This window comes from Paenibacillus allorhizoplanae (assembly GCF_927798215.1).
Lineage (GTDB): Bacteria > Bacillota > Bacilli > Paenibacillales > NBRC-103111 > Paenibacillus_E > Paenibacillus_E allorhizoplanae.
Genome location: NZ_CAKMMW010000002.1, coordinates 443,179 through 461,022, shown reverse-complemented (window position 1 = coordinate 461,022; position 17,844 = coordinate 443,179). Strand labels below are relative to the sequence as shown.

The 17,844-nt window shown below is 47.0% G+C and carries 14 protein-coding genes; 12 read left to right on the top strand and 2 right to left on the bottom strand.

What is annotated here, in order from left to right; all coding sequences use genetic code 11:
- Nucleotides 1-108 precede the first annotated feature (108 nt).
- The 12 genes from L6I86_RS04740 to L6I86_RS04685 all read left to right on the top strand — a co-directional run bounded on the left by L6I86_RS04740 (nt 109) and on the right by L6I86_RS04685 (nt 15,972).
- A complete protein-coding gene (locus L6I86_RS04740) occupies nt 109-675 on the top strand; it encodes an outer spore coat protein CotE (RefSeq protein ID WP_056620858.1) in 567 nt (188 codons plus the stop codon).
- A 142-nt stretch (nt 676-817) separates the two neighbouring features.
- Nucleotides 818-2,287 carry a putative amidoligase domain-containing protein gene (locus L6I86_RS04735; protein WP_236285091.1) on the top strand — a complete coding sequence of 490 codons (1,470 nt, stop codon included), beginning with the start codon at nt 818-820 and terminating at the stop codon, nt 2,285-2,287.
- A 237-nt stretch (nt 2,288-2,524) separates the two neighbouring features.
- Nucleotides 2,525-5,164 (top strand): DNA mismatch repair protein MutS, encoded by a 2,640-nt coding sequence (gene mutS, locus L6I86_RS04730; protein WP_236285089.1) that lies wholly within the window; start codon nt 2,525-2,527, stop codon nt 5,162-5,164.
- Between the two features lie 81 nt (nt 5,165-5,245).
- Complete coding sequence (locus L6I86_RS04725) at nt 5,246-6,685, top strand: S41 family peptidase (RefSeq protein ID WP_236285081.1); 1,440 nt, start codon at nt 5,246-5,248, stop codon at nt 6,683-6,685.
- Between the two features lie 4 nt (nt 6,686-6,689).
- Nucleotides 6,690-8,825, top strand: a complete 2,136-nt coding sequence (gene mutL / locus L6I86_RS04720; RefSeq protein WP_236285079.1) for a DNA mismatch repair endonuclease MutL — start codon at nt 6,690-6,692, stop codon at nt 8,823-8,825.
- 4 nt (nt 8,826-8,829) lie between these two features.
- A complete protein-coding gene (locus tag L6I86_RS04715; protein WP_236285077.1) occupies nt 8,830-9,606 on the top strand; it encodes a class I SAM-dependent methyltransferase in 777 nt (258 codons plus the stop codon).
- The gene (miaA, locus tag L6I86_RS04710; RefSeq protein ID WP_236285671.1) at nt 9,597-10,568 is read left to right on the top strand and encodes a tRNA (adenosine(37)-N6)-dimethylallyltransferase MiaA; all 972 of its coding nucleotides are present in this window, start codon (nt 9,597-9,599) and stop codon (nt 10,566-10,568) included. Before L6I86_RS04715 ends, miaA begins: the two co-directional genes overlap by 10 nt.
- Before the next feature lie 67 nt (nt 10,569-10,635).
- Nucleotides 10,636-10,875 (top strand): RNA chaperone Hfq, encoded by a 240-nt coding sequence (gene hfq / locus L6I86_RS04705; protein ID WP_056620871.1) that lies wholly within the window; start codon nt 10,636-10,638, stop codon nt 10,873-10,875.
- Nucleotides 10,876-11,055: 180 nt separating this feature from the next.
- The gene (locus tag L6I86_RS04700) at nt 11,056-13,641 is read left to right on the top strand and encodes a transglycosylase domain-containing protein (protein WP_236285075.1); all 2,586 of its coding nucleotides are present in this window, start codon (nt 11,056-11,058) and stop codon (nt 13,639-13,641) included.
- A 161-nt stretch (nt 13,642-13,802) separates the two neighbouring features.
- On the top strand, nt 13,803-14,549 hold the full coding sequence (locus tag L6I86_RS04695; protein WP_236285073.1) for a peptidylprolyl isomerase: 747 nt from the start codon (nt 13,803-13,805) through the stop codon (nt 14,547-14,549).
- Between the two features lie 44 nt (nt 14,550-14,593).
- Nucleotides 14,594-15,253, top strand: a complete 660-nt coding sequence (locus L6I86_RS04690; RefSeq protein ID WP_236285071.1) for an alpha/beta hydrolase — start codon at nt 14,594-14,596, stop codon at nt 15,251-15,253.
- 23 nt (nt 15,254-15,276) lie between these two features.
- Entirely contained in the window at nt 15,277-15,972 is a 696-nt protein-coding gene (locus L6I86_RS04685; RefSeq protein WP_236285069.1) for a YdcF family protein, read from the top strand.
- Between the two features lie 56 nt (nt 15,973-16,028).
- Here L6I86_RS04685 and L6I86_RS04680 read toward each other — a convergent pair whose 3' ends face one another.
- Nucleotides 16,029-16,895: an SDR family oxidoreductase gene (locus L6I86_RS04680; protein WP_236285067.1), complete on the bottom strand. Its 867-nt coding sequence runs from the start codon at nt 16,893-16,895 to the stop codon at nt 16,029-16,031.
- A 34-nt stretch (nt 16,896-16,929) separates the two neighbouring features.
- Nucleotides 16,930-17,736: a GNAT family N-acetyltransferase gene (locus L6I86_RS04675; protein ID WP_236285065.1), complete on the bottom strand. Its 807-nt coding sequence runs from the start codon at nt 17,734-17,736 to the stop codon at nt 16,930-16,932.
- Nucleotides 17,737-17,844: the final 108 nt, after the last annotated feature.

Sequence of the window (17,844 nt, the reverse complement as noted above, 5' to 3'; positions counted from 1 at the left end):
CAGATATAAGTATTTTTGAATCTCAAAAATAATATAAAATAATTGTCACTCTAGACTACTGTCCTGCATACACTTGTAATGAATGATTGTATGGAGGAGGTTGAAAGGATGTCATTAGATAAAGATTTGCAATGCAGAGAGATCATTACAAAGGCTGTCTGCGGTAAAGGTCGCAAATTTTCTCATGTAAGTCATACCGTGACTCCGCCTTATTCTCCAACCAGTATTTTGGGCGCTTGGATTATTAATAACCAATTCGAGGCTGTCCATTCTGGAGAGGGCGTAGAGGTAGTTGGTACTTACGATATCAACATCTGGTATTCTTACGATCGTAACACCAAAACAGACGTAGCAAAAGAAACCGTATCGTATGTAGAAATCGTTGGACTAAGCTACTTGGACAAAAAACATAAGCCGACGACAGCCGAAGTATCAGCTGTCGCGACGCAAGAGCCGAACTGCGTAGAGGCCAGCATCTCTTCAAGCGGCGACAGCGTCATCATTCGGGTGGAACGCGAGTTTCAAGTTGAGCTCATTGCCGAAACGAAAGTCTGTGTAGTCGTTTGCACCAACGGCTGCAATGACTTCGACGACAAGCACGTGGATTTCGATGACAGTGGCGATGGTGATTTTGAGGATCTGGACGCCGATCTGCTCGAGGATGAACTGGATTAGGGGATCTTATACGCCATTATATGCGGGCTAAAGAGGTTCGGCAGAGGGCATTTGCCCTCTTTTTTGTTGTATTCGCACATTTGGGCATTCGCGTATATAAAGCGCCAAGAGCAGTGGGAATAGGTGAATAGGAGGTGTTAGAATGGAAACCTTCTTCCTGCACGCACAGGAGAAAGACGCACAGGAGCTGGCCGAACGAATCCGTATTCCGAGTGGAACTAATCTTCCAGTGGATTGGCAAGGTCAGCTCATCATTCATTGGGGAGCTGCACATGATGAATATCCCCAGAAGCTTGCTCTGCAGCCCATTAAAGCGATCATGCGCGCTCAGAATCGAAGGAAGCGAGATGCGTTGTTACAACTTCACGGTATAAAAACGATCACCTCACAGACAGTCTCCTCAAGAGGGAAAAGGGAACCCGTGCTTTTTACGCATAAATATAAAGTAGCTGTGTTTCATCTCCAAACACTTCTTATTTATGAGAAGAAGGAGACAGTTCTGCTTTCGGAGAAGTCCTTGCAGCATCAAAGACAAGTGAATGTGAACGCTGCTTACATAGAAGTGGGTCCAAGTCAAATCAACTTCCACTCACGCAGGGCGAGCCGAGAATCCGTCAAAGCGATCTATGCCCTTGGGTTAGATTATGGCCTCGTCACTATCGGCATCACGCCTTCGGGGCACACGCTCGTGCTGGACGTCGATCCCGTTCCGAAGCTGAACGGGAGATTGGTGCAGCTCTTCGCGCAAGCGATCGATCAGTACGATCAATCACTTGCGAAAGAGCTGGAACGCAAAGAGCGAGCAGTGCTCGGCTGCGATCCAGAGTTCCTGCTCGTGAACCCGCAGGGCAAGGTCGTCTTCGCCGACCGCTTCCTAACCCGCGATGGCGCTGTAGGCAGCGACGCTATCGTGCTAAGCGGGCATCGTGTGATTCTGCCGCTGGCTGAGCTGCGTCCGCAGCCTAGTGTGGACCCGCTGCAGCTCGCAAAGAACGTGCGTGTAACCATGGGACTTGCCGCACGGAAGATCACAGACCATAGCCTCGCCTGGTGCTCGGGTGGCATGCCCGTGCGCGGCTACCCGCTGGGCGGTCACCTGCATTTTAGCCGCTGCTGGATGAATGGTCACCTATTGCGTGCGCTGGATAACTATCTCGCGCTGCCACTGATCTTGATCGAGGACGAATCGACACGTGGTCGGCGTCCACGTTATGGCTATCTTGGAGACTTCCGTAAGAAGTCGCATGGGGGATTCGAATACCGGACGTTGCCAAGTTGGCTGGCCTCACCCGTCATCACTCGTGGTGTCTTCGCACTGGCAGCGCTGATTGTTAATAACTATTGGCGCTTAACGCGGAAGCCACTGCAAGAACCTGATATCCAAGCCGCGTACTACAGCGGGGATAAGCGGAGGCTACAGGATGAAGTAGCGAAGTTATGGAAGGACTTGGAGCAGCTTAAGGGGTATGAGGTCCATGCTGCATTGTTGGAAGGTCTTCGTTCACAAATCACTTCCATGGTGTCGTGGAACGAAATGGCGGACATTCGGTTCGCTTGGAAAATTGCACCCGGGGTGCTGAAAGAAGCTTTTGATGAAGGAATCATGTTATAATAGATTATCTATCGCATCATAGAGTTAGGGATATTCAAGAGATTAGTAGTAGTTGGAAATTGGTTGAATAATGAATGGAATATGAAGGCTGTACACGAATTTCGTTGTTCTGCTTGCTGGCCATGATTGGCTATGCCGCAAGCAGAATGACTTCTATTAATCTGTGTACGGATGAAAATAAGAATAATAGTTTCAAAGAGTTCACCTTAATAACGGAATAGGTTGGAGGAACACAAGTTGGCTACATATACGCCGATGATTCAGCAGTACTTAGCCGTGAAGGCACAGGTTCCAGATGCATTTTTGTTTTTTCGTCTGGGCGATTTTTATGAGATGTTTTTTGAAGATGCCATTAATGCGTCACGCGAATTAGAGATTACGTTAACAGGCCGTGAAGGCGGCGGTGAAGAGAAAATTCCGATGTGCGGCGTCCCTCATCATGCTGCGGACAACTATATGTCCCGCTTAATTGAGAAAGGCTACAAAGTTGCCATCTGTGAACAAGTGGAAGATCCTGCTGAGGCCAAAGGCGTTGTACGCCGAGAAATTGTACGGATCGTTACGCCTGGTACAGTGATGGATAGCAAACTCCTTGGAGAATCCGTCAACAACTATATCGTATCTTTGGTCAACCAAACAGATGGATATGCATTTACAGCCTGTGATATTTCAACAGGTGAGCTTTACACAACAAAGCTTGCTAATTCCTGGGAACTCGTCGTTGATGAGTTAAATGTCTATAATCCATCTGAAATTGTGACCAGTCAAGCGCTGCTGACTACGATTCGCGAGTCTGGTGCTGCGTGGGGCCGAAATATGGTCCTAACGGAGTGGACCAGAGCGGATGAAACGCTGCTTGATGAGCATTTCGCAGAAGATGCTGCGTTATCGCATTTATCTAGCATCAGTCGACAAGGTGTCGCTTCGTTGCTTGCTTATTTGAAAGAAACGCAAAAAAGAGCGCTAACGCATGTGAAGCACATCCGCATCTATGAACCGGATCAATTTATGACGATGGATCCGTTTACTCGTCGAAATTTAGAACTCGTTGAAACGGTTCGTGAGCGTGCCAAAAAAGGGTCGTTATTGTGGCTTTTGGACAAAACCGTAACGGCCATGGGCGCGCGAATGCTGCGCCGTTGGATCGAGAAGCCACTTATGAATGTGACTCGAATTGAGGAGCGGTTAGAAGCTGTCAATCTGCTCTACAATCAATTGATTGTGCGAGAAGATGTGAAGCAAGCCCTGAAGGAAGTCTATGATTTGGAGCGTTTGGTCGCTCGAATCTCCTATGGCAATGCCAATGCCCGCGATATGATCGCGTTGAAGCACTCCTTGCAGCAAGTTCCGATGCTGCAGCAGTTATGTGCCACGTCTGGATCCGAAACGCTGCGGAAGCTTGTTGAGAATATGGATGTCTGTGATGATGTCATGTCCTGGATTGCCAATGCGATTGAGGACGAGCCGCCCGTTTCGATTCGTGATGGGGGAATGATTCGCGAAGGCTATCAGCCTTACCTAGATCAGCTTCGAGAAGCTAGCAAGAATGGGAAGCAATGGATTGCCGAGCTGGAGCGTCAAGAACGCGAAGCAACGGGCATTAAGTCGCTCAAAATCGGCTATAACAAAGTGTTCGGTTACTTTATTGAGGTCACGAAAGCCAACATGTCCGCTCTGCAGGAAGGGCGTTACGAGCGTAAACAAACGCTTGCGAATGCGGAGCGATATGTGACGCCAGAGCTCAAAGAGAAAGAAGCGCTCATTCTGGAAGCGCAGGATAAAATGATTGATCTGGAGTATGAGCTGTTCACGGAGCTGCGCGACCGGATTTCGAAGCATATCTCCAGATTGCAGAAGCTGGCGGAGGTTATTGCCACCGCCGATGTGTATCAGTCGCTGGCTACGGTCAGCGCGGCGCATCACTTCCGTAAGCCTGAGATCGGCGAAGGCTTCAATCTTGAAATCGAAGACGGACGACACCCGGTGGTGGAGGCTGTCATCCAGGACGGCTCGTTCATCGCGAACGGGACGAGTCTGCTTCAAGAGCAGGGCCGCATTCTGCTTATTACCGGGCCGAACATGGCCGGTAAGAGTACGTATATGCGGCAAGTAGCCGTGATCTGCCTCATGGCGCAGATTGGCTGCTTCGTGCCTGCGAGATCCGCGCGCATCCCGGTCACGGATCGGATCTTCACGCGGATCGGAGCAGCCGATGATCTGATCGGCGGTCAGAGTACGTTCATGGTCGAGATGATGGACATCCAGGTCATGACGGAGAAGGCGACGAGTCGGAGCCTTGTCATCATTGATGAACTGGGCCGCGGCACCTCGACAGGAGAAGGGATGGCGATCGCTCAGGCCGTCATTGAATTCCTTCACGATCGGATCGGCTGCAAGACGCTCGTGTCGACGCATTTCCATGAGCTCGCCCATCTGGAAGAGAGCCTTGCCCATCTGCGCAATCACTGCATGGCCGTGAAAGAAAGCGGCAGGCAGGTGACCTTCCTGCGCAAGCTCATCCCTGGGGCAGCTAGTACGAGTTACGGCATCTACTGTGCCGAAATCGCCGGGCTGCCAGATGCGATCATTCAGCGCTCGTATGCGCTGCTGAATGGCTTTGAAGAGCGCGCGGCGGCATCAGCTGTACCGCAAGCCGCAGAGACCGTTGCCGTTGCCACAATTGCACCACCCGTGGCAACGCCGATCCGGCAGCTGTCCCTCTTCGAGGAGGACAGTCCAGCTGAAGTTGCCGTCAAGAAGAAGCCTGACGGCAAATCCCAACTGGTACTAGACCAGTTGAAGGGGATTGATCTCATCAATATGACGCCACTACAGGCGCTCAATTTAGTCTATGAATGGAAGCAAAAACTACAGTAACCAAAGGCGCCTGTTTCAGTTATTTTTAACCGTACACTTCATAACTTGTCTTTAGATCACTACTGGAACGGAGATATGGATATGAGTTTCTCACCATTGAATAAGAAAGCAGTTAAAGCAACTTTGGCACTCGCATCGGCTCTAGCCGTTGTTATGCCTGCAAGTGCCATGGCAGATGAGGATCTACAGACCGTTCTCGTACGAAAGACACTTGTCGAAAACCATGTGAGCGGCGTTTCCTTAGAAGCACTGGAAAATCAGAGCATTGAGCAGATGATTGCAGGGTTGAAGGATCCGTATACAGTACTCTTCACACCTCAGGATTACGGTCAATTCTCGAATACGCTTGAAAATAGCTTTGAAGGAATCGGATGCGTAATTGGGCTTGATGACCAAGGGGTATATGTTTCGAGAACAATCCCAGGTTCACCGGCAGAATCAGCTGGGTTGCAGTCTGATGATTATATCAAAGCTGTGGATGGCGTAGCTGCTTCAACGACTTCAATTGATGCTGTTCGGAGTAAAATTATTGGCGTCGCAGGTACCAAAGTAAAGGTGACCGTACTTCGGGGAGATAAAGAAATAACGTTCGAACTTACTCGCCAAGCTGTAAATTCCCCGGAAGTGTATAGCAAAAGTTTTACCAATGGCGTTGGTTACGTACAAATCACGGACTTTTCAGATGAAGCTGATGAAGAATTTGACAAACAACTAAGTGCGCTGCAAGCCAAAGGATTGAAGTCGTTAATTCTAGATGTTCGTGATAATCCCGGCGGATATCTAGAAACGGCACGTAATATTGCCAAGCATTTTGTAAAAGATGGCGTCCTCATTCATACTCAGAACCGTGATGGTGTGGATGATCCAGTGACTTTTCAAGATGGAAGTCCGCTGGGGATTCCTGTATATATTTTAGCGAATGAGAATAGTGCAAGTGCTTCAGAAGTACTTTCGGGTGCTTTACAGGACTACGGGGTTGCGAAAGTGATCGGTATGCAAACTTTTGGTAAAGGAAGCGTTCAGCAGCTCTTCGAGCTTCCAGACCAAAGTGTATTGAAGGTAACAGTTGAAGAATACTTAACACCCAAAATGCGAAAAGTGAACAAAGTAGGCATTACACCGGACTTGAAGGTTGATGGCGTATCGGCACAGCTTATTACAGCACTTCATGAAACAGGTATTTCAGATATCCAAGTGTCGTTTACAAAACATAATGTTACGTATAACGGTGTTGATGTTGGCTATGGCTTCGGCAGCTTTAGTGAAAAAGGTAAGTTCTACGCTTCGGCACGTGGTCTAGCCGCTTTAATCGGGGCCCAAATTACATGGAATGATCCGAATCGCACCGTGGATATCACGGATAGCAAGGGAACGCACGCATTTGCGATTGATTCCGATAAGCTGATGATTGTTAACGGTATGAGCTACGTGAATGTCGATGTATTTGATGATTATTTTCCGCAGCTGAAGGTCGTTCATCAAGGGGAGAACGTTTCTATACAGGCTACAAAGGGGAATTAAGACGATGGGGAAAATTCAGCTCTTAAGCGAGCATATTGCGAACCAAATTGCAGCAGGTGAAGTGGTGGAGCGGCCTTCATCGGTCGTGAAAGAGCTGGTTGAGAACTCGGTTGATGCGGGGAGTACCCGTGTTGACGTCACGATTGAAGAAGGTGGCTTAACCTTAATTCGGGTATCCGATAACGGCTCAGGCATGGCTCTTGAGGATTGTGAATTAGCTTTCCAGCGGCATGCTACGAGTAAAATTGCTACGAGCAAGGATCTGTTCTCGATCCGCACGCTAGGCTTCCGTGGTGAAGCCTTGCCAAGTATAGCTTCTGTCTCCAGGCTCGAGTGTGTAACTAGTGCAACGAATGATGGGTTAGGACGTAAAATCACCATCGAGGGCGGCACGATTCGTGCTGTGGAAGAAACAGCCGCATCGCGCGGAACAGAAGTGACAGTACGTGATTTATTTTATAATACGCCAGCTAGATTGAAATATATGAAAACGATCCAGACGGAGCTTGGGCATATTTCCGATTATTTATATCGACTTTCGCTTGCTCATCCTGGCATTGCTTTCACCTTGAAGCATAATGGCAATGTATTGCTCCAAACGCTAGGCAATGGGGATCTGCTTCAAGTCATTGCCGGCATCTACGGCACGGCGATTGCCAAGCAAATGCTTCCACTCCAAGTGGAAAGCTTGGATTATACGATCTCGGGCTTCGTCGCCAAGCCCGAAATGACACGCGCGAATCGCGGCGGCATCTCCACCATCGTCAATGGTCGGTATGTGCGTAACTTCGCGCTGAATCAAGCCCTTCTGCAGGGGTATCACACCCTGCTGCCGATCAATCGCTTTCCCGTTGCTGCACTGCACATCGGGATGGACCCTGCGCTCGTGGATGTCAACGTGCATCCATCCAAGCTGGAGGTCCGCTTCAGTAAAGAAGCGGAGCTAACGGCACTGATCGAAGCCGAAGTGAAACGGCTGTTCGGCAGACAAGTGCTGATTCCTACGGGAGTCAAAGCGTCATCAGTGCCCAAAGGCGCTTACGTTCAGGAACAATTGGAACTCACACGTACTGTGGAGCCGCCGAAAGAAACTCGTAGTCCGTCGATGGAGCTCGATGCGGAATTTTATAAGGATCATAAAGATGCTGAGGATTCGAAAGATTCGAAGGGTTTGAATGCATGGAATGGCTTGGAAGCATCGAATAGCTTGGATGGCTTAAATGACTTGAAGGAATCAAGCTCTAACCAGAAGACGGATGACACCAAGTGGTTGCCACCTCAGATTAGAGAAGTGGCTCCTGACTACCATCAGGCAGCGCCAGTTCCTTCCACGTCACCTTCGCAAAAGCAGCCGTCTGACGTGTCTTATTCGAGAACTGCTCCACCTTCTGAGAGTGGATTTGCCCAGAAAAAAACGACAGCAAATACTCAGAGCTACACGCCTGTACGAGATGCAGCATTTCGAAACACCTCCATTCAACAGCAACGTCGCACGAATGAGGCATTTATGGATTTGATGCCTTCGGGTGAGGACAGCGATGCACCTAAACTCCCAACGTTTCCTCGTTTGGATCCGATTGGACAAATGCATGGCACCTATTTGATTGCGCAGAATGAAACAGGCTTGTACTTAATTGATCAGCATGCAGCACATGAACGCATCAATTATGAATATTTTTATGAGCATTTTGGCAATCCTGCTGAGGCGAGCCAAGAATTGCTCGTTCCGATTACGCTGGAATTTACTCCGTCTGAAGCGGGTGTTATTGCGGATAAGCTTGCCTTATTTGAACAAGTTGGCGTGTATATGGAAGCCTTTGGTGGTAATACCTTCTTAGTACGTGCGCATCCTCATTGGTTTCCTTCAGGGGAAGAGAAAGCTATCGTCGAAGAAATGTGTGAGCTTATTATTTCCGATCGCAAAGCTTTGGATATCGCCAAACTACGTGAGAAAGCAGCGATTATGTGCTCGTGTAAGACTTCAATAAAAGCTAATCAAAGCCTTAGTATATTGGAGATGGAGACATTAATTGATCGTCTCGCGGGCTGTCGAAATCCCTATACGTGTCCGCACGGACGACCGATCGTTGTAAGTTTTACAACCTATGAGTTAGAAAAAATGTTTAAGCGAGTGATGTAACCCTGTGCTAGTAACAACTTCGTATAACCCATCCGCTGAATTGATGGCGGAAGCCGCACGCTTATCCGTATTATATGGGGGCCGAAATGTGCCCCGGAAGAAGTATTCTTTGGAACTTCTTAGGAGAAATTATAAGGATAGTTCTGTTCTGCTTGTGACAAGGGAAGAGATCAGGTACTATGAAGAAGACCACCCTGCAACTTTTTTCCATCCAAGTATGTCTCTCGTTCGTGTCAAACGGATGCAGAGGGGAGAGCCTGATTTACTCATTGAGGCATCAGGAGCAGTTTCCGGCGACCGTATTGTGGATTGTACAGCGGGGCTTGCGTCGGATGCCATCGTATTCTCCTATGTGGTCGGTATGGAAGGGCGTGTAACAGCGCTTGAGAGTGAGAAGATCCCAGCCATGCTGATTCAAGAAGGTTTGGCGCAGTATCAATCAGAAATGCCAGAATTGAATGCTGCAATGAGACGTATCGAGGTTAGGCACACGCATCACCTATCCTATTTGCAGCAGTTAGACTCGCAGAGTGTGGATGTGGTCTATTTTGATCCCATGTTTCGCAGTCCGATTGAGGAATCGCATGCGATATCTCCACTTCGGCATCGTGCGAACGATGAAGCCGTTAGCTTGGCTTCGATCGCTGAAGCAAGACGCGTTGCGCGCAAAAGTATTGTGCTTAAGGAAAACCGAGACAGTTCGGAGTTTGCTCGATTAGGGTTCGAGCATGTGTTACGATCAACAACGAAAACAACGTATGGAGTGATTCGATTGTGTTAGCCCCATCAGCCAAGCCGAAATTACTCGTGCTACTTGGTCCCACCGCTGTTGGCAAGACCAAGCTTAGCTTGGAAATTGCTCAGCGCTTCGATTGTGAAATTATTTCTGGTGATTCGATGCAGGTGTATCGTGGTATGGACATCGGAACCGCCAAAGCGAGCGAGGCGGAGCAGCAAATCGTCCCGCATCATCTAATTGATATTCATGATCCATCGTATTCGTTTTCTGCAGCCGAGTTTCAAGAGCGAGTAAAAGGATTAATTCAAGACATCCACTCGCGCGGTAAGCTGCCTTTTATCGTAGGTGGCACAGGATTATATATCGAATCGGTCTGCTATGATTATCAATTCACGGATGTCAGCATGGACGAGGAATTCAGGCAATTGCAGGAAGAATTCGCAAATTCGTATGGGGAAGAAGCCCTACATGCCAAATTGCGGGAAATTGACCCCGAGAGTGCCAATCGTCTGCATGCGAATGACCGCAGGCGCGTTATTCGAGCGCTAGAGATTTTCCATATATCTGGAGAAACTATGACTGCTCATTTGGCCTCCCAGAAAAAAGAATCTCCTTACGAACTATGTATCATTGGACTAACGATGGACCGAGCCTTGCTCTATCAGCGGATTGAAGAACGCATTGATGCGATGATTCAGGAAGGATTGGTCGAAGAGGTACAAGCGCTTCTGGCCGCTGGCACCCCAAAGTCAGCCATTTCCATGCAAGCTCTTGGTTACAAAGAGATCGTTAGTTATTTGGAACATGAACTCAGTTTCGAAGATGCTGTGATCCTGCTCAAACGGGATACACGGCGATTTGCGAAGCGTCAATTGTCTTGGTTTCGGCACATGAAGGACATTGATTGGGTTGATGTGACAGATACAGCAAATTTTTCTGCCCATTTCGAAATGATTAGTGATATACTAGCAGGAAAGTTTGTACATAAAATAGAATATAATTAACAAATATCACCAATAGAAAATAGCGCCGTTTGGGCGAAAGTTTCATTCCATTAAGGGGGACATACTGATGAACCGATCCATTAATATTCAGGACAATTTTCTAAATCAGCTGCGTAAAGAAAGCATTCCCGTAACCGTTTATTTAACGAATGGCTTTCAAATTAGAGGACTTATTCGTGCATTTGATAACTTCACTATCATCATTGACAGCGAAGGCCGTCAACAAATGGTGTACAAGCATGCCATCTCTACCTTCACACCACAGCGTGCTGTTTCGTTAATGGCGGCTGCAGAAGCAACGGAATAATCTGTATATCGCTTCAATTTGCAACTTTTTAATGGACTGAAACGTCTAACCGAATAGAAACTTTTGGGAGCAACCTTGTATAAAGGTTGTTCTTTTGTTGAAATTTAGGCGATTTTTCATTGGGCTTGATAAATCGACTATCTATCTAGAGAGAAACGAAACGTAAGGGAGTTGGTGAATATGGATAAAAAACCTACGAGACATCCATCCACGCCGCAAACCAAGCCAAGGGAGTCCAAACCAAGCCAGAATAAGGGCTCCAAGAAGAAAAAATTCAATGCACGTAAGCTCATTATGGGGTCCATCATTGCTGCAATTGTTGCTGTGATTTGCGCAACGGGGATTTATATTGTTGTCATCATGAGCGGCTTCAAAATCCTGGATGCAAATATTGATAAAATTATTTCCACAACAGAGTCGACCCTTATTTATGCACAAGAAGAAGGTAAAGATAAGGATGGGAAAGATAAACCTGCCACTGAGATTTCGAAAATCTATCGCGGTGAAAATCGGGAAAGCGTCAATATCAAAGACGTTCCGGAACGGCTGAAGCAAGCTTTTATCGCTACAGAGGATCGTCGTTTTAATGAACACTCAGGTGTCGACTTGAGAGCCATCGGGCGTGCGCTTGTCACGGATATTATTCATATGTCCGCAGTAGAAGGTGGGAGTACGATCACTCAGCAGCTTGCTAAGAACGTATTTCTAAGCTCGGAAAAGACAGCCTTCCGGAAAGGTACGGAAATGTCGATCGCGTTTGCGCTTGATGAGCGGTTTACAAAGGATGAGATTCTAGAGAAATATTTGAATCGTATTTTCTTCGGAAGTAATGCGTACGGCATTAAAGCGGCAGCCAAGGTGTACTTTAATAAATCGAATTTGAACGAGTTGGAAGTATGGGAAATGGCGACACTTGCCGCTCTACCTAAAGCACCTTCCCGCTACTCACCTTTAACCCATCCTGATTTATCGAAAGAACGTCGAGCAGTTGTTCTAAGACTGATGACGGATCAGGGTTATATTACGGAGGCTGAGCGCGCCAAAGCTGCTGATGTCGATTACGTACCGCCTGTATCGACAAGCACAGGAGGGACGAAAGAATATGCTTCGTTCGTGGACTATGTGGTTAATGAAGCGGAGGATATGTATGGTATTGAAGAGGATGAGCTGTTGACCAAAGGTTATCGAATTTACACAACGATGAATATGAAAGCTCAGCAAACCATCGAGCAAACCTACGCAGATCCGAGTTTCTTCCAGAAGGACGCGGCCGATGGTCAGAAAATCCAGAGCGCCATGGTTATACTGGATAATAAAACCGGTGGTATCATGGGATTAATCGGTGGCCGGGATTATAAAACCAAAGGGTTCAGTCGTGTGTATTCCAAAAGACAGCCAGGGTCGTCTTTTAAACCAATTGCTGTCTATGCACCCGCTTTAGAAAGTGGTAAATACACACCCTATTCGTTGTTAGATGATACGCAGACGTCTTTCGGTTCGTACACACCACAAAACTATGATCGCCAAACACATGGTCAAGTTACCATGTTTGAAGCCGTCAAGAAATCCTACAATCTAGCACCAGTCTGGTTATTAAGTAAAATAGGTGTTGGGACGGGGACTGCATTTGCTAATAAACTAGGTACCACCTTAAATCCTCAGAAAGATCAGAATTTAGCTGTTGCGCTAGGTGGACTGACGGATGGTGTATCGCCATTGCAAATGGCTGGAGCCTATACAGCTTTTGCAAACCAAGGTTCGCAAAATAAAACACATGCGATTTTGCGCATTACTGACGCTCAAGGTAAAGAAGTTGCAGCATATAAGCCTGAGAAAAAGCAAGTTATGCAGCCAAGCACTTCCTACTATATGACCCTGCTGCTGCAAGGTGTTGTGGAGACGGGCGGTACGGGTGTGAAAGCGAAGTTCAATCGTCCGCTTGCTGGGAAAACAGGATCAACCGGACTTGATATTAAGGGCATTGAACAGTACGATCGAGATGTATGGTTTGTTGGCTATACGCCTGAATGGACTGCGGCCGTATGGGAAGGTTTCGATAAGGTCGATTCCAAACATTATGTGACGGTGGGTAGCGGCAGTACGGCTGCCATTTTCAAGACCGTCATGTCAAAAGCGCTAGACGGCAAGCCAATTACAAACTTCGTTAAGCCTGCCAATGTAGACGATTTGAAAGAACCGCCTAGTGGAATCTCAGATGTTACGGCCACTTATGTACCGGAGTCAAAGCGTGTTAAGATAACATGGACCTCTCTCGGAGAGAAAGTTAGCTACGAAGTGTATCGTAAAAGTGCGACAGAGGCTGAAGCGAAAATGATTGTTCAAACACCTAAAGTGCTGGTCGAGGACACGACGATAAATAGTGGAGAAACCTATCAATATTATGTGGTACCTCTGGCGAACGAATCGAATACACCGGGTGCGAAGTCGAATATTGCTACTGTTGAAATTCCGAAGGATGATTCGCTTCAGAATGGCGGAATTCCGTCACCATCCCCATCGGTTTCGCCGTCACCCTCACCAGGTAATGGGGGGAATAATCCTAATCCATCTCCATCACCTAGTGGGAAGCCTGGCCCTTCGACATCCCCTGGGGCAACGATCAAACCTGGTACAGGAACGGAAACAGGGCCAAGCCCAACGCCAACACCTAGCCCATCCATAAGTTCTAAGCCGAGTCCAACGCCGACGCCATTACCGGTAAATAAGCCGATTGACGAGAAACCGAAGAACGGCAACGGCAATTAACTAACATTGCGAGTATAATAAGGCCCTGAAGGGCCTTATAGCTCCAACGGGCCAAAGCGGACAAGCCGTTACGTCCCATAAGGGTTGGGAAAATATTTTCTTGCCCTAGTGGCACGTACGAGCACGCAACATCAAACAATATCAATCTGGAGGTCCATTACATGAAACTAGCTACCAAATCCATGAAGTCCAAAATGCTAATCACCGCTTCCTTGCTTACTTTAACCCTGATCGCATCCGCTTGCGGCAATAAACCTACGGAAACAACTGGGGGTACGGCAACGCCTGGTTCTAGCACTTCTGCACCACCAACAACATCACCAGCTTCATCTGCAACAGCAACATCGGCGGCATCGACATCCGCATCAGCTGGCAAGCAATGGAGCAAAGCCCCAGAAATGATGATTGATACGAACAAAACATATCAGGCTGAAGTAACAACGTCGAAAGGAACTTTTACAATCGACTTGTACGCCAAAGAGGCACCGAAAACGGTCAATAACTTCGTCTTTCTGTCCAAAGAAGGCTTCTATAACAATGTGACGTTTCACCGTATTATCAAAACCTTCATGATCCAAACGGGAGATCCGCAAGGGACAGGCAGAGGTGGCCCAGGTTATAAATTTGCTGATGAACTGAAAACAACGCATAAGTATGAACCAGGTACTGTAGCGATGGCTAACTCAGGTGCGAATACAAATGGCAGCCAATTCTTCATTTGTTCGGGTACGGATTGCGCGAATTTGAACAGTACGCCGAATTATTCGATTTTCGGAAAAGTCACAGCCGACAGTATGGCCACAATTACGAAAATCGCAGAAACACCAGTGGAAATGGGTGGAGAGGCCACCCCAAGTAAGCCAAAAGAGAAGGTAACGATTAACACCATTTTAATCAAAGAAAAATAAACTAACATAAACAACGCTTTCATAAAAGGATAGGAGTGGATCTCATGAAACAACCGTGCCTATTGTTCCATGGATTTACAGGTGGACCTTATGAGGTTGAGCCGTTAGCTCGGCATTTACGAGAGCGTGGTCAGCTGTGTGAGGTGCCAATCCTACCTTGGAATGGAGAATGCCGACATCAGCTTCACGCTTCGCGTTGGGAAGATTGGGTGCAGGCAGCCGAATGGCATGCGGCCAAAATGACAGAGACATATGGTTCTTTTGATATGGTTGGATTTTCAATGGGAGGTCTATTGGCTGCCTACTTATCGGTTCGTTACCCGGTACGTAGACTCATACTGTTAAATACGGCGGTCATTTATGTGAGCCCAGGTCGACTTTTGAACGTCCTTCGTGAGGAATGGAAGTATCAACGTAAAATTAGTTTAATCAAGGGGAAATCGACGCCATTGGTGGCGACTTGGCAGTTTACGAGGCTTGTCCGACATCTGAAACCGGAGCTCAGTTTAGTCAATAAGCCTACCCTTATTGCACAAGCGGAAAGAGACCAAGTCATTCATCCGCAGAGTGCGCGGTATATTTATAGCAAGATTAGAGGGCAACGAGAGCTTCACTGGCACGCCAAATCGGATCATTTAATCTGTTTGAGCGAGGACGCCCCAGCCTTATTTCGGCAGGTAAGTACATTTCTGGATAAGGAGTAGGAAGGATGCCGGCAAAGCCTAGCATGAACAAAAAACAACGCGCCATCGTACCTGCGCCAACGAAAAAGAAGGCAAGCACCTCGAAAGGGAAAACACCATCTAGGTTGTACCGTATATTTGTAAGGACGTTTCAATTCGTTTTGATCTCCTTTGCCTTGCTGGTGAGTTGGGTTGTGTTTATCCAGTGGAAAGTACAGTTAGGCCCAAATCAGTCGAGTTTGCCTAAGCAAGTTGATGTAGGCATTGTATTGGGAGCTTCGCTGCGTAATGATATTCCAAGTCCTGGGCTGCAAGAGCGGCTGGATTTGGCCGTGGAGTTGTACAAGCAGGGGCGCTTCAAGCAACTTATTGTATCTGGTGGTTTGGATCATAATGGTTCTAAGCTGACTGAAGCTGAGGGCATGAGGGACTATTTGGTGAAGAATGGATTGCCGAAGTCAAGTATACTTATCGAGCCCAAGGCAACGAGTACCTACGAGAACTTACTGTTCAGTAAGCAAATTATGGATGAGAAGTCGCTTGTTAGCGCAATTATCATCACACATAAGTTTCATAGCTCTCGTTCACTTGATATTGCAGAAACGATTGGTTTCAAAGATCCGATAGTTTCCGGGGCCAAGTCAGAGGTGCTTTTCATGCCTTATCATGATACAAGAGAAACGCTAGCCTATACGAATTGGTATTTAACTAAACTGCAATTGAAGCTCGGGCTGAAATGAATAAAAAGCATGACAGGGTAGCGGGGAAGGCCGCTCCTTGTCATGCTTTTTCTCATTTATCCATTTACGATGGCTCCACCATTGATATGTAGAATTTGCCCAGCCATGTAAGAGGAGTCTTCACTGGCTAAGAACACATAGCTTGGTGCCAATTCACTAGGCTGTCCGGCCCGTTTCATCGGTGTCGTAGAGCCGAAGACCTCAACTTCCTGCGCTGTAAATGTAGATGGAATTAACGGTGTCCAGATGGGACCAGGAGCAACACCGTTCACTCGAATGCCTTTGGCGTTCAACTGCAATGAGAGCGAACGCGTGAAGGTGACAATTGCACCTTTCGTTGATGAATAATCAATTAATTGTTCGTGACCATGGTAAGCAGTAATTGAAGCGGTGTTTATAATCGCACTACCTGGCTTTAGATGAGGAAGGGCGGCTTGCGTCATATAAAAGTAGGAGAAAATATTCGTTCGGAATGTCCGTTCAAGTTGCGCTGACGTTATATCCGTTATACTTTTCTGTGGATGCTGCTCAGCGGCATTGTTAACTAGAATGTCTAGCTTACCGAACTCTTTGACGACTTGGTCAACGACTTGCTTGCAAAAGCTCTCTTCACCAATATCGCCTGCAACGTGACGACACCTGCGACCCGCTTGTTCCACATGTCGGTGTGTTTCTTCAGCGTCCTTATGCTCATTTAGGTAGACGATGATGACATCGGCACCTTCTTTGGCGTAAGCTACGGCAATAGCGCGTCCTATCCCGCTGTCACCTCCAGTGATGATGGCAACTTTATCTTTTAGTTTGCCAGCGGGTTTATAGTTCGCATTCTCAAATTCGGGAAGTGGCTTCATTTCCGATTCGATACCCGGTTGATGGTTCTGATGCTGTGATGGGAACACAGGTTTTTCCTTGGTGGCTGTCATGTAATCGGCTCCTTTCATCCTAAGAAATTCTTTGTTAGGATGATACAAGAGCAGCCAAATCATACTTCACTCGGTAATGATAGCCATATTTCATTTGATATCCTAGCTTCTCATATAATGTAACTGCGGGCACATTGTTTGCGATCACTTGCAAATATTGCTGCGTCGCGCCATGTGTGATGCTCCATATCGTCATTGCATGAAGAATGGCATAGCCGTATCCCTTGCCGCGGTGTTCTTCGTGTACGATCACATTGACGAAGCCAGCCCATTCTCCTTCAACGATGGCTGTGCCAAGTGCGACAGTGTGACCTTGGTCTTTCAATGTAAAGAAAGCCTTCGATGCTGGCATTCGCTCACTTAAACCTTGATAAAACCCCCGACGTTCCTCAGGATACTGCTCTAAGAATAGGAAAGCATCTAGCCACTCATTCGTTACGGATTGTGTAATTTCTAATTCAAGATCCAGTGCTGAAGGATATTGCTTCTTTATGCGTTCTTCAGCGTGTGAAGCCACTTGCTGGCAATCAGCTGTCATCATATAACATGGAGTATCTAATTCGTAGCCCTGGTCTTGAAGCAAGCTGTCTAATTGATCAGGAGAGGCAGAACTAACATGAAAAATAGCAGGTAACCCATGACTATGGTAAAATTGTTCAACATGCGATAACCAATTGTCATCACGAGGGTAAGACCCAATTGCGAAAACGCTGTTTGCTCTTTTCGTTATTCCGTTTGAAACTCGAATGAGCCAATGATCTACCATAACATTGCTTTCCGCTGGCCAAGTATTTGCTGCAATACGATCAAGATATTCGAAAAAATGATGTTCTGTGTCCATGAAAATTGCCTCCATCCTCAAAAACTATTACATAAATATACAATTTAGTGTATAAAAATTCAATTGAAATATTGAATAACTTGCGAACATTTTATCAGTGTGTATCTG

Bases quoted from the DNA above. Each gene is read 5' to 3' on its own strand.
- L6I86_RS04740 (WP_056620858.1), top strand. From the start codon at position 109: ATGTCATTAGATAAAGATTTGCAATGCAGAGAGATCATTACAAAGGCT.
- L6I86_RS04735 (WP_236285091.1), top strand. From the start codon at position 818: ATGGAAACCTTCTTCCTGCACGCACAGGAGAAAGACGCACAGGAGCTG.
- L6I86_RS04725 (WP_236285081.1), top strand. From the start codon at position 5,246: ATGAGTTTCTCACCATTGAATAAGAAAGCAGTTAAAGCAACTTTGGCA.
- mutL (WP_236285079.1), top strand. From the start codon at position 6,690: ATGGGGAAAATTCAGCTCTTAAGCGAGCATATTGCGAACCAAATTGCA.
- hfq (WP_056620871.1), top strand. From the start codon at position 10,636: ATGAACCGATCCATTAATATTCAGGACAATTTTCTAAATCAGCTGCGT.
- L6I86_RS04700 (WP_236285075.1), top strand. From the start codon at position 11,056: ATGGATAAAAAACCTACGAGACATCCATCCACGCCGCAAACCAAGCCA.
- L6I86_RS04695 (WP_236285073.1), top strand. From the start codon at position 13,803: ATGAAACTAGCTACCAAATCCATGAAGTCCAAAATGCTAATCACCGCT.
- L6I86_RS04690 (WP_236285071.1), top strand. From the start codon at position 14,594: ATGAAACAACCGTGCCTATTGTTCCATGGATTTACAGGTGGACCTTAT.
- L6I86_RS04685 (WP_236285069.1), top strand. From the start codon at position 15,277: ATGAACAAAAAACAACGCGCCATCGTACCTGCGCCAACGAAAAAGAAG.
- L6I86_RS04680 (WP_236285067.1), bottom strand. From the start codon at position 16,895: ATGACAGCCACCAAGGAAAAACCTGTGTTCCCATCACAGCATCAGAAC.
- L6I86_RS04675 (WP_236285065.1), bottom strand. From the start codon at position 17,736: ATGGACACAGAACATCATTTTTTCGAATATCTTGATCGTATTGCAGCA.